Genomic DNA, 13,827 nt, shown 5'->3' with positions numbered 1-13,827 from the left:
GGAGATGCGGACATGACGCTCATCCATGTGTTCCCCGGCCAGGGCTCGCACCGCCCCGGAATCGGCCGGGACCTGTTCCCGAAGTTCCCCCACCTGGTCCGCCAGGCCGACTCCGTGCTCGGCCGCTCGATCGCGGATCTGTGTCTGAACGCCTCCGCGCAGGAGCTCACCGACACCCGCAACACGCAGACAGCGATGTACGTCGTCAACGCCTTGTCCTACCTGGACGCCGTCCGGGAGACGGGCCGGGTGCCTGACGCGGTCGCCGGGCACAGCCTCGGTGAGTACGTGGCGCTGTTCGCGGCCGGTACGTTCGACTTCCTCACCGGTCTGGAGATCGTCGTACGGCGCGGCGAGCTGATGGCGCAGGCGCCCGAGGGCGGCATGGCCGCGGTCATGGGAGTCGCGGAGGACCGTATCCACGAGATCCTCGCCGAGCGGGCGCCCGCCGTGGACGTGGCCAACCTCAACGCCCCGGGCCAGACCGTCGTCTCCGGGCCCCGGGACGACATCGCGAGGCTGAAGGACGTCTTCGGCTCGGAGGCCAAGGCCGTGGTGGCGCTGAACGTCGGCGGTGCCTTCCACTCCCGCCACATGGCCGACGCGGCCGCCGAGTTCGGCACGTTCCTGGCGCAGTACCGGCTGGCCTCGCCGCGTATCGAGGTGATCTCGAACGTGACGGCACGGCCGTACGGCACGGACGACCCGGCCGATCTGCTGACCCGGCAGATCGCGTCGCCGGTGCGCTGGACCGAGAGCATCGCCCACCTGCTGGATCGCCCGGAGCCGGAGTTCCGGGAGATCGGTCCGGGTCAGGTGCTGACCGGTCTCGTCGCGCAGATCAGGACCCAGCGGCGGGCGCTGTCGCCCACCGCGTGAACCCCACGAGCGAGTGAGTCGAGAGGCGATCATGGAAGACCAGACGACGCCGACCCGAGTGCGGGCCACCGCCGCCGTGGTCGAGACGTTCCGGCAGGCCAGTGCCGATGACAATCCGCTGCACGTCGACGCCGACTACGCACGGCGCACCGCCTTCGGCGAGCCTGTCGTCCACGGGGTGCTCGGCACCCTCCTCGCCCTGTCCAGCCTGCCGCCGCGTCCTGGCCGCAGCCCCGTCCGCATCTCCGCGCGCTTCCAGGCGCCCGTGTACGCGGACCAGGACTATGTGTGCGAGGTCGCCGAGGACACCGCCGAGCGCGCGACGGTCCAGCTCCGCGACGGCAGCCGCACGCTGCTGGAGGTGACGGCGGAGTTCCGCGAGGGGCCCGGGCCGGACACCGAGGGTCCGGCCGACGCCCCGGACGCCACGGTGCGGCAGCGACCACGCGATGCGGATCTCACGGAGTTCACCGCGGGCATGTCCGTGGGTGAGGGCTACGCGCCGCGCTGGGACGGTATCTCCTGCCTGGTCGATGAACTCGGCCTTCGCGAGCGGGGCCTGGGCCCGTTTCCGGTCGGTGTTCTCGCCTGGATCAGCTACCTGGTCGGGATGGAGGCACCTGGCCGGGCCGCTCTGCTGTCCGACTTCGAGGTGGAGTTCCGGCAGACGGACGGCGATGAGCCGTTCACCGCGCACGCCGAGGTGGCCGACGTGCAGGAGAGGTTCCGCTTGCTGCGGCTCACGGGCACCGTCGAGGCAGCCGGCGTGCGGGCCTCGGCAGCCGTGCGCGCCTTCCACCGCGCGGACGTCCCCGGGGGCGACGCCCGGACGCTGACCGAGCTGCTGCCGGACGGCGAGCCGCTGCAGGGCCGTACCGCCCTGGTCGTCGGCGCCAGCCGCGGCCTGGGAGCAGCCGTCACCCAGGCGCTCGCCCTGCAGGGCGCCGAGGTGTACGCCGGTTTCCACCGCAGCGCCGAGGACGCAACGGCGGCCACCGCGAGCATCGGCAGCGCGGGGACCCGGATCCACCTGCTGCCCGGCGACGCCGCCGACCCCGAGTGGGTGGCCCGCGCCTTGGACCGCGTCCGCGAGGAGCGCGGCGGGCTGGACCTCCTGGTACTCAACGCCTGCCCCACGCCGGCCGAACTTCCCCTGGAACCGACGACTTCACAGCGCGCGGCCGATCATGTCGCCCGCGCACTCGCCCTCAGCCGTGAGCCTCTGGCCGGCCTCGCGGGCGAGGTCGCCGGGCGCGGCGGATGCGTCCTGGCCGTCTCCAGCGCGTGGACGGCCGCTCCCCCGCCGGGCTGGTCGGCGTACGTGACGGCCAAGTTCGCGGTCGAGGGGCTGGTCCACGCGGCCGCCGCCGAACACTCCGGCGCGTCCTGGCTGATCGCGCGCCCGCCCCGGCTGCGTACGGCGATGACGGCGACCCCGCTCGGCAACGACCGCGGTGCGGCCGTCGAGCCGGTGGCCGCGGCGCTGGTCCGCGTCCTGGCCGGACCCGCCGAGCCGGGCACGGTGCACGTGCTGGACTTCACGGACGACGGTACGGCGCTCATCGACTCGGACCCGGAGCCCACGAAGGAGACCACCGACAGCTCCAGTACGCGGGTCCGGTCCCCCGAGACAGCCTCGGACACGCGGGAAACCCAGGACGCCCGGGAGACCGCCCCCGCGCTCCGTCCCCTCGACCTCGGCCTCGTCGCCACCTTCACCCTCGACCCGCTGCTCGACCCGCTGCAGCACTGGTGCGACCGGCTGGGACTCGGGCTCCAGGTCCGGCCGGCCGGCTACGCGCAGGTCTTCCAGGAACTCCTCTCCCCCGACGGGGTGTTCGCCTCGGTCGAGCAGGGCGTCAATGCCGTCCTGGTCCGGACGCAGGACTGGCCTCAGGGCGAGGGCGTCCGTACGGCCGAGGAGTTCACCGACGCGGTGCGCGCACACGCCGGCCGCAGCTCTGTCCCCGTACTGGTGCTGCTGTGCCCGCCGTCTCCCGCACATGCCGGTGGCCGCGGCCGGGACGCAGAGCTGACCGCCGCCGAGGAACTGATCGAACAGCAGCTCGGCGACGTCTCCGGCGTGCACGTGATCGGCCGGGAGCGGTGGGCGGGCGGAGTGGTCCCGGCCGGCGAGACCCACTACGACGGGGCCCGTGACGCGGCGGCGCACATCCCGTTCACGCAGGAGGGCTGTGTCGTCCTGGCGGCCGGCGTGGCACGGGCCGCGCACAGCGCGCTGACCGCTCCGTCGAAGGTGATCGTCCTCGACTGCGACAACACGCTGTGGGGCGGGGTCGTCGGCGAGGACGGCCCGCACGCGGTACGGCTGGAGCCGGCGTACCGGGCGGTGCAGGAATGGGCCGTGGCCCGCCAGCGCGAGGGCGTCCTCCTCTGCCTCGCCAGCAAGAACGAAGCGGCCGACGTCGACGAGGTGTTCGCCGTCCGGGAGGACATGCCGCTGCGTCCTGAGCACATCACTGCGCGCCGGGTGAACTGGGAGCCCAAGGCCCTGAACATCGCCTCGCTCGCCGCCGAACTCGACCTGGGTCTGGACAGTTTCGTCTTCCTCGACGACAACCCGGTCGAGGTGGCGGCCGTCCGCTCCGCCCACCCGCAGGTCCTGGCACTGCAACTGCCCGAGGACGGCGACGCGGTCCCGGCCTTCCTGGACCGCGTGTGGTCGCTGGACCGGCTCACCGTCACCGACGAGGACCGCCGGCGCACCGACTTCTACCGGGCACGCGGCGAGCGCGACTCAATGCGCCGCAACGCGGCGTCGTTCGCCGACTTCATCGCCGGCCTGCAGTTGTCGGTGGACGTGGCGCCGCCGACGCCCGAGCAGTATGCGCGGGCGTCGCAGCTGACCTACCGCACCAACCAGTTCAACCTGTCCACGGTCCGCCGCGGCGAGGCCGAGATGCAGGTGCTGCTCGCCGACCCGAAGGCGCGGATCCGCACCGCTCATGTCCGCGACCGCTTCGGCGACTACGGCCTGGTCGGTCTCGCCATCACCCGGGAGGACGCCGACGGTACGTCCGCGACCCTCGACACCTTCCTGATGAGCTGCCGGGTGCTGGGCCGCGGCGTCGAGCACGCGTTCCTCGCCTCCGTGGCCGGGGAGTTGGCCGAGGCGGGTGTGTCCGAGCTGGTGGCGCCGTACGTGCCCAGTGAGCGCAACACTCCGGTGCGCCGCTTCTTCGACTCGGTGCTCGGCGCGTTCGCCGAACCCGGCGAGGACGGTCACATCACGTACCGGGCGCCGGTGGTCACGGCAGCCGAAGCGGTATTCGCGCCGGAGGACGCGCAGCCGGCGGAGGAGGCCGGGGCCAAGCCCGCCCGCAAGCGGCAGGCGAAGCCGTCCGACGCGGCCCTACGGGACACCGTGCGCCGCCGTGCCCTGGTCGACCTCGCGCAGGACGCCGATCCGCTCACGACCGTGCTCCACGCCACCCGGCCCTCCGCCCGGCTCTCGGCCACCGCGGCACGGGAGTCGGCCCAGGAGCCGGCGGTGCCGACCTCGGGCAGCCTCGCCGAGGCGCGGGAGGCCGTCTGCTCGGTCGTCGCCGAGGTGCTGGGACTGCCGCTCGCGGACATCGGCCCGCACACGCCCCTCGAGGCGATCCGTATGACCTCGCTGGCCGTGGTGGACGCGATCATCCGGCTGGAGAAGCGGTACGGGCAGCTGTCCAAGACGCTGTTCTTCGAACACCGGACACTCGGCGACATCGCCGCGACGCTGGCCGGTGACGCGGGTGAGGAGACAGTCGTGGGCGGCGCGGCGGAAGCGCGCCCGGCGCCCGCGCAGTCCCCGGTCGTACGGCGCACCGCCGCCCGGGAACCCGCGGTGGTCCCGGCCGACGGCACGCCCTCGCCCGAGCCCGTCGCCGACCCGATCGCCGTCGTCGGCCTGGCCGGCCGCTATCCCGGCGCCGACAGCCTCGACAAGCTGTGGCAGAACGTGCTGCACGGCCGCAGCGCCGCCCGGCCGGTGCCGTCCGACCGCTGGGACCACGCAGCGGTGTACACCCCCGAGGGCGGGCAGGGCCGCACATACAGCGGGATCGGCAACTTCCTGGACGGGGTCGCCGACTTCGACTCGCTGTACTTCGGGATCGCGCCGCGCGACGCCGAGCAGATGGACCCCCAGCAGCGGGTGTTCCTGGAGACGGCGATCGAGGCCGTTCAGGACGCCGGCTACGACCGGCACACGGTGGAGCGGAACACCGGCGTCTACGTGGGCGCCATGGCCGACGACTACCGCACCTTCAGCGCCAACGGCGCGGCCACCGGCCACTCCCCCTACCCGTACGCCGACAACTACGCCATCGCCAATCGCGTCTCGTACTTCCTGGACCTGACCGGCCCGAGCATGGTCGTGGACACCGCCTGCTCCGCCTCCGGTGTGGCGCTGCACCTGGCCTGCGAGGCGATCCGGCGCGGTGAGGTGTCGGCCGCGATCGCCGGTGGGGTGAACCTGGTCCTGCATCCGGTACGGCACATCCAGTACGCACAGATGGGGATGCTGTCGAGGACCGGTGCGTGCCGTCCGTTCGCCGAGGGGGCCGACGGCTTCGTCATGGGCGAGGGCGCGGGGGCGGTGCTGCTCAAGCCGCTGTCGCGGGCGCTTGCCGACGGTGACCACGTCTACGGGCTCATCCGCGGCACTGCCGTCAACTCGGGTGGTCGTACCAGCGGATTCACCGTGCCGAGCCCCGAGGCTCAGGCGGCGCTGGTGTCGTCGGCGCTGCGCATGGCGGGCGTGGACCCGGCCACCGTCGGCTATGTGGAGGCCCACGGCAGCGGCACCTCGCTGGGCGACCCCATCGAAGTGCGGGCGCTGACACGGGCGTTCGGCGAGCGGGAGCAGGCCGGGAGCTGCGCTCTGGGCAGCGTGAAGGCCAACATCGGCCACCTGGAACCCGCCGCCGGCATCGCGGGGCTGACGAAGGTGCTGTTGCAGCTCAAGCACCGCACCCTGCCGCCGACTCCGCACGCCGACAGCCCGAATCCGTTCATCGAGCTGGACGGCAGCCCCTTCCGGCTGCAGACCGAGGCCGCGCCGTGGGAGCCGACGGGCGCGGAGTCCGACGGCGGCACGCCACCGCTGCGCGCGGGCGTGAGTTCTTTCGGCGCGGGCGGCGTCAACGCGCATCTCGTCGTCGAGGCGTACGAGCAGCCGCCCACGGAAGAGGAAGCGGAGGACGCGGTGCGTACGGAGTTGTATGTGCTGTCGGGGCGCACGGACGACCAACTGCGCGCCAGCGCACAGCGGTTGGCCGCCCACCTGCGCGGTCCGGGGCAGTCGGTCCGGCTCGCCGACGTGGCGCACACCCTGCGCACGGGACGCGAGGCCCTGGACGTACGGGCCGCGTTCACCGCCGGCGGTCGCGAAGAGCTGCTCGGCGTGCTGGACCGGATCGCGGAGGGCATCGAGGACGGCACCGGCGCGGTGCACACCGGACGGCTGGTGCGGGGCGGCCCGCTCACAGGGCTCTTCGCAGATCTGGCCGGCGGGCAGGACTTCCTGGCGTCGCTGGCCGCGCGGGGCGAGCTGAACACGCTGGCCCGGCTGTGGGTGCAAGGCGCGGACCTCGACTGGACGGTGCTGCTGCCCGCCGCGCGCCGCACTCCCCTGCCCGCCTATCCGTTCGAACGCGTGCCGTACTGGCTGCCGTCGGCCGCCCTGAGCGTCACCGGCACCCCCGCGCACGCCGTCGACCAGGCGCCGGCGGCCGACCCGAACGGCACCGCCACGATCTGGACGCCCCGCTGGGAGCCGTCGGTCCTGCGGACCGCCGACGGTGCGCAGCCGCCCGCGACAGTCCTGGTGCTCGACACGCCCGGCACCGAGCCGGTCGCCGATGACGACCCGGACCGGCCCTGGCTGCTGCTGCACGCCACGGAGTACCCGGCGGGCGAGGTGCCCGACGACGCCCTCGGCCCTGTGGTGCGCCGCGGCAACGCCGACGACCTGCGCCTGCTGCTGGAGCGGGCGGGCGCCGAGGGGCCCGTGGTGCTGGTCGACCGGCGCGGGCTTTCCACGCCGCCGCGGCAGCCGGAGGAGTGCGCGTCCGCGGTGGCCCAGCGGCTGCCCGCCGACCTGGGCCGTGCCGTCTCGGTCGGCGCGCTGCCCCCGGTGACGTACGTCCAGGTGACCTCGGCGGACGGGGGTGACCCGGTGGAGCACGCGATCGCCGCGTTCGGCCGCTCCCTGGCCCGGGAGACGAGCCGCTACCGGCACGTGCGCGTCGGCGTCGCCGACGGCGTGTCAGCGTCCCTCGCCGCGCTGGTCGCGGAGGCCGGCAGCGCGGACGCCGAGGTCCGGCTCGGACCGGACGGACGTCGGGTGCTGCGCTTCACCGACGACCCCCCGGCCGGCGGCCACGGCGGGCCCGGTTTCACCGAGGGCGGCCACTACGTCGTCACCGGCGGCTCCGGCGGCATCGGCCGACTGGTCGCGGTGCACCTGGCGGAGCAGTACGGCGCCAGGGTCACGCTGGTCGGACGGTCGGCGCCGGGCCCCGAGCACGAGCGGTTCTGCTCCCGGCTGCGCTCGCTCGGTGGCGACGGGCTGTACGTGCGGGCGGACGTGACTGACCGATCCTCCCTGGACACCGCGCTGCGCACGGCCCGCTCGCGCTTCGGTTCGCTCTCCGGTGTGCTGCACGCCGCGGGGCTGATCGAGGACGCGCTGCTCCAGGACAAGCGGGACGAGCAGATCGCCCGGGTGCTGGCACCCAAGACCACGGGCACGGCACTGCTCGACGAACTGACGGCCGACGACGGTCTCGGCGTCTTCGTCCTCTTCTCGTCCGTCGTCGGCACCGTCGGGAACGCCGGCCAGTGCGACTACGCGGCCGCCAACGCCTACCTGGACGCCTTCGCCGTACGCCGCGGCGAACAGGTCGCCGACGGTGCGCGCCGCGGCCGTACCGTCTCGGTGGCCTGGCCGCTGTGGTCCGAGGGCGGCATGCGGCTGGACGCCGAGGCGGCGGCGATGGCCGTCACGACGATCGGTCTGGTGCCCATCGACACCGCCGAGGCCATGCGGGTACTGGAGGACGCGGTACGGTCCGACGCGCCACGCCGGTACGTGTCCTGCGCCGGGGCCGACCGCACCGCGTCGGTCCTCGGCCGGGCCGGCCTGGGCGCGCTGCCCGGCGCCGAACCCACGGAGCAGCCGGCCGGGGGTCCGGCTGCCGAACCCGACACGACCGGGGTCCGGACCCTGGTCGTGGAACGCATCGCCGAGGTCGCCGGCACCACTCCCGACCGGATCGACGCGGCCACCGAACTCGGCGCCTACGGCTTCAACTCCGTCCTGCTGACCACCCTCGCCAACCGGCTCAACGACACCTTCGACGCGGCCCTGACGCCGGTGACGTTCTACGAGTTCACGACGGCGGACGCGATCGCCACGCATCTTGTCGAGCGGCATGGTGCAGGCCCTCGCACAGTTCCCGCCGCCGGATCGGCGCCGGAAGCCGTCGCCGAGCAAGCCGAGGCGCAGACGTCGACTCCTCTCGTGGAACCGGCCGTCGACGTCGTCCCGCAGCCGACGCGGGCGAGGGCTCACGCCGACGACGACCCCGTCGCCGTGGTCGGTCTGGCGGGCCGCTTCCCCGGCGCGCCGGACGCCGAGACGTTCTGGCGGAACCTGCTGGCCGGACGGGACCTGGTCACCGAGGTGCCGGCCGAGCGCTGGAACTGGCGGGCGTACGACGGTGATCCGCGCCGGGAGCCTGGCACGACCGACTGCCGGGCGGGCGGCTTCCTCGACTCGGTGACCGCCTTCGACGCCGCCCACTTCTCGCTCTCGCCGCGCGAGGCCTCGCTCATGGACCCGCAGCAGCGGCTGTTCCTGGAGACGTGCTGGCACGCCCTGGAGGACGCCGGGTACGACCCGAAGTCGTTCGCCGGGACCCGCACCGGGGTCTTCGCGGGGGCGACCCTCCACGACTACCTGGAGGTCCTGCGCGAGCACGACACCGACGTCGCCGGTCACACGGTCACCGGCAACGTGCACGCCATCGTCGCCAACCGTGTGTCGTACCTGCTGGACCTGCGCGGTCCCAGCGAGACGGTGGACACCGCGTGCTCCAGCTCGCTGGTCGCCCTGCACCGGGCCCTTGCGGCGCTTCGGGCCGGCGAGTGCGAGGCCGCTCTCGTCGGCGGGGTCAACGTCGTGATGACGCCGACCTGGTACGTCTCGCTGAGCCGTGGCGGCATGCTGTCGCCGGGGGGCCGCTGCCACACCTTCGACAGCCGCGCGGACGGCTATGTGCGTGCCGAGGGCGTCGGCGCGGTGCTGCTCAAGCCGCTGTCGCGGGCGCTCGCCGACGGCGACAGCGTTCGCGCCGTGATCCGCGGCTCTGCAGTGGGCCACGGCGGCCGAGCCCACTCGCTCACCGCTCCGACCCCACGCGGCCAGGCCGACACCATTGTCGCGGCGTTGGGTGACGCGGGCGTCTCCCCGGGCTCCGTCGGATACGTCGAGACGCACGGAACGGGCACCAAGCTGGGTGACCCGATCGAGATCCAGGGCCTCAAGCAGGCGTTCGAACGGGCAGCCGACGGTGCCGAGCTGCCCGCTGGTTCCACCGTCCTCGGCGCGCTCAAGGCATCCGTCGGACACCTGGAGAGCGCCGCCGGCATCGCGGGTCTGATCTCGGCGGTGCACGCCCTGCGGGACCGCGCCCTGCCACCGGTGACCGGGCTCGGCGAGCTCAACCCCTATCTGGAGCTTCAGGGTTCACCGTTCCGCGTGCTGCGCGCACCGCAGCCGTGGGTATCGAACGGTGGCACGCCGTTGCGGGCCGGAGTGAGCTCGTTCGGCTTCGGCGGCGTCAACGCGCACGTCATCGTGGAGGAGCCGCCCAGGCCTGCGGAGCGCGCCGCCGAAGCGTCCGGTCCCCAGGTTGTCGTGCTGTCCGCGCGGACACGAGAGCGGCTGCGCGCCTACGCCGCCCGGCTGCTCGACTTCGCCGCCGGGTGCGACGTACGCCTGGACGACCTGGCCTGGACGTCGCAGGCCGGCCGTACGCCTCGCGCGGAGCGACTCGCGGTCGTCGCCTCGTCCTTGCCCGAGCTGCGGGAACGGCTCGAGGCGTACCTGGGCGACACCGGTGAGGCCGGGACTCCGGGGGTGCACCTCGGCGGACCGCACCGGGAGACGGCCGCCGGTGCCGCCGTGCACCCGACGGACCCCGCGGACGCGGCGGCCCGCTGGACGGCGGGCGAGGCCGTGGACTGGCAGGCGCTGCACGACGCGCCGCGCCGCCGGGTTCCGTTCCCGGGCTGTCCCTTCGACCACGGCACGGAGTTCGGGCCGTCGGGCATTCCGGCACGGACCGTCCGCGCCCCCGAGCCGGCGGCCGGAGAGAACCCGCGGCCCGAGCAGGCCGGCGCCGGTGACGGCGAGGAGACAGTGCCCGAGCTGCTGGCCCGCGACTGGGTGCGTACGCCGCTGCCCGCCCCTTCCGACGGCGGGCGCAGGCCGCTCGGTGTCCTGCTCGTCGCTGCGCAGGACACGCTCGGCTTCGCGGAGGCCGCGGCCCACGCCGCGGGGGCGGAGAAGAGCGGCTGGGTGCTGGTGCGGGAGCGGAGTCTGCTGCCGCACCTGGGACCCGACGAGTACGACATCGACCTCGCCGACCATGCGGCGGGCCGCGCGATGGCGGAGCAACTGTACGACCGCTACGGGCAGTTGGATGCGGTCGTGGACCTGACGGACCTGGCCGCGGGCGGCGGGCGCCGCGCGCCGCTGGTGCGCGAGGCGGCGCGGATCGGTCTGCTCCAGGAGCTGGTGCGCCGCGCCACTGCGGCCGGGCACGAGCTCGCGGTGCTGCATGTGACACGCGGCCGCCAGGCTCTGCGGCACAGCGGGCCGCGCGCCAGGGGTGCGGCAATGGCCGGCCTGGTGCGGGCCGTGGGGGCCGAGTACAAGGCGGTCCGGGCGGCCTCTGTCGACCTCGACCCGGCCGTCACGGAGCCGGACGCGGTCCTCACCTCGCTGCGCGCCGAACTCGCCGCCGTTGCGGGCGCCCCGACCGAGGTCTGTCTGCGCGGCACCGACCGCTACGTTCCGGGGCCGTTGCGCAGGCTTGCCGCGGGGCCGGAGCGGCCTGAGTTCGATCCCGGACGCACCTACCTGGTGACCGGCGGCACCGCGGGGCTCGGACTCGCGGCCGCCGAGCGGCTGACCGAACGGGGCGCCCGCAAGCTGGCGTTGCTGGGACGGCGGCCCCTGCCGCCCCGCTCCGAGTGGGAGCGGATCACGGCCGCCGCGGACACCGCCGGGGACGGGGCCGACCTGCGAACCGCCGAGCTGGTGCGGGTGGTCACCGGGTTGGAGGCCCGTGGGGTACAGGTCCTGATCCACGCCGGCCCGCTCACGGACCGTACGGCGCTCGCCGCCGTCCTGGACCGCGTGCGCGGTGAGCTCGGTCCCATCGCCGGAGTGGTGCACTGCGCCGGCTCGGTCGACCGGCGGCACCCCGCGTTCGTCCGCCGCTCCCCCGAGGCCGTGGCCACGACCTGGGAACCGAAGACCGCCGGACTCCAGGTGCTGGACGAGCTCGTCAGGGCGGACCGCCCCGACTTCTTCGTCCTGTACTCCTCGATCTCGGCGGTGCTGCCGCACCTGGGCGTCGGACTCGGCGACTACGCCGCTGCCAACGCCCACCTGGAGGCCTACGCCGCCGAGCGCAACGCCGAGGAGGGCCCCGACGGCACGCGCTACCTCTCAGTGGCCTGGGGCAGTTGGACGGGCCTGGGCATGGGCGAGGTGAAGGCCGACGCCTACCGGTCGGCCGGCTTCGGGGCGCTGACCCGCGAGTGCGGCCTGGGCCTGCTCGAACGGGTGATCGCGGAAGGCGTCGACGGAGCCGTCGCGGCCTCCGTACGCCCGGGGCACTTCCCGTCCTCGCCGGGGACGACGGCCCCGGCTCCGAGCTCCGAAGGCCCGGCAGCACACCCGCGCGTTCCGGACACCGAAGCCGGTCGCGACGAGACGAATGAGACCCACGAGAAGAAGGAGCAGCAGGTGACCACCTCGGACGGCGCCGCGAGCGCTGCCGTCAGGACGGCGGTCGAGGACTTCCTCCTCGACCTGATGGCCCAGGAACTGATGCTGCCGAAGGACGCGATCACCCCCGACGCCTCCTTCGCCGAGCTGGGAGTGGACTCCATCCTGATCGCCGGGATGGTGGGCAGGCTCGAGGAGCTGACGGACGCCCCGCTGGACCCGTCGGTGGTGCTGGAGAACCCCACCGCCGCCCGTCTCGCCGGCTTCCTGACCCTCCAGTACCCGCGGGGCGTCGAGCGGTGGGCGACCGAGCGCGGCGTCGGACGGGCCTCGCAGGTCCCGGCCGGTGCCGGCGGTGCGCCCCAGCCGCAGCGGCGCGGTGGCCCCGGCTCGGCCACCGGACCGGGGCCCCTGGCCGTCGTCGGCATGGCGAGCCGCTTTCCCGGTGCGCCCGACACGGAGGCCTACTGGAAGCTCCTGGCCGAGGGCCGCAGTGCGATCCGCGAAGTGCCCGCCTCCCGCTGGAGCACCGCCGAGCTGTACACGCAGGGGAACCAGCCCGGACGTTCCGTCTCCCGGTGGGGCGGATTTCTCGACGGGATCGAGGACTTCGATCCGGAGCCGTTCGGGATCGCGCCGGCGGACGCCGCGCACGTCGACCCGCTGATCCGGCTGGTCCTGGAGTGCGCCGAGCAGACGTTCCGCAACGCCGGGTACGAGCGGTCCGAGCTCGCGGGTACCCGCACCGGTGTGTTCGCGGCGGCGCAGACCGGCGCCTACGCTCCGCGGATCCGCGTCCCGCACCGCAACACCGTCACGGGCCTCAACCAGAACTTCGCCGCAGCCCATCTCGCCCAGGTCTACGACCTGCGCGGCCCGCACCTCGTCATCGACACCGCCTGTTCCTCGTCGCTGGCCGCACTGGCCCTGGCCGAGCAGTCGCTCCGGCTGGGCGAGTGCGACATGGCGCTGGTCGCGGCGGCGGACCTGCTGCTCGACGAGATGCCGTACCTGAAGCTCAGCGCGTCCGGGGCGCTCTCCCCGGACGCGCAGTGCCGGGTCTTCGACGCGCGGGCCAACGGCCTGGTGCTCGGGGAGGGAGCAGGCGCGCTGCTGCTGAAGCCGCTCGACGCGGCGCTCGCCGACGGAGACCGCGTGTACGCGGTGGTGGAGTCCGTCGCGGTGAACAACGACGGCCGCACGATGGGCCTGACGACGCCGAACCCGGACGCCCAGGAGGACGTGGTTCGCCGGGCGCAGCAGGCCGCGGGCGTGGACCCCGGGGCGATCGGTCTCATCGAGGCGCACGGCACGGGCACGATGATCGGCGACCCGATGGAGCTGCGCGCCCTGACAAGGGCGTTCGGTGACGCCGAGGGCCACACGGGGTACTGCGCCGTGGGCAGTGTGAAGTCCAACATCGGGCATGCGCTGATGGCCGCCGGCATGGCCGGGCTGCAGAAGGTCGTCCTGGCGCTCAGGCATCGTGCGATCCCGCCGACGCTGCACTGCGAGACACCCAACCCCCGCTTCGACTTCGACCGGTCGCCCTTCTACCCGAACACCGAGCTGCGCGACTTCGCGCCGATCGACGGGGTGCGCCGCGCCGGTGTGAACGCCTTCGGCTTCGGCGGGGTCAACTGCCACGCCGTCCTGCGGGAGCCGACGGAGGCCGAGCTGAGCACCCGTCCGGCCGAGCGCCCGAGTCTGCCCCCGGCCGTCTTCCGCCGTACCCGCCACTGGGTGGAGCGGGACACACGGTCCGTCGTGGCACCGAGGAACGCCGAACCGGCCGTCTCCCCGCCCTCGGTGGAGCCGGCCTCCCCGGAACAGGCCCACCCCGCCCCCGCCTTCTCCGCGCCTGCCGCGCACGCCGTCGGCGGCCGCCCGATCCTGCCGCTCGAGGAGTTGAACTGACG

At 74.0% G+C, this 13,827-nt stretch carries 2 protein-coding genes; both read left to right on the top strand.

Going from position 1 to position 13,827, the window contains the following annotated elements; genetic code table 11:
• Positions 1-12: 12 nt before the first annotated feature.
• Complete coding sequence (gene fabD / locus AC3ETA_RS23800; protein ID WP_432194924.1) at positions 13-879, top strand: ACP S-malonyltransferase; 867 nt, start codon at positions 13-15, stop codon at positions 877-879.
• Between the two features lie 31 nt (positions 880-910).
• Positions 911-13,825 (top strand): SDR family NAD(P)-dependent oxidoreductase, encoded by a 12,915-nt coding sequence (locus AC3ETA_RS23795; RefSeq protein WP_432194923.1) that lies wholly within the window; start codon positions 911-913, stop codon positions 13,823-13,825.
• Positions 13,826-13,827 lie beyond the last annotated feature (2 nt).

The organism is Streptomyces sp. bgisy027, from assembly GCF_057710365.1.
The sequence above is the reverse complement of the archived record's forward strand: the minus strand, read 5'-3'. Positions and strand labels throughout refer to the sequence as shown.

Excerpts from the sequence above, each read along its gene's own strand:
- AC3ETA_RS23795 (WP_432194923.1), top strand. The coding sequence starts at position 911 with ATGGAAGACCAGACGACGCCGACCCGAGTGCGGGCCACCGCCGCCGTG.
- fabD (WP_432194924.1), top strand. The coding sequence starts at position 13 with ATGACGCTCATCCATGTGTTCCCCGGCCAGGGCTCGCACCGCCCCGGA.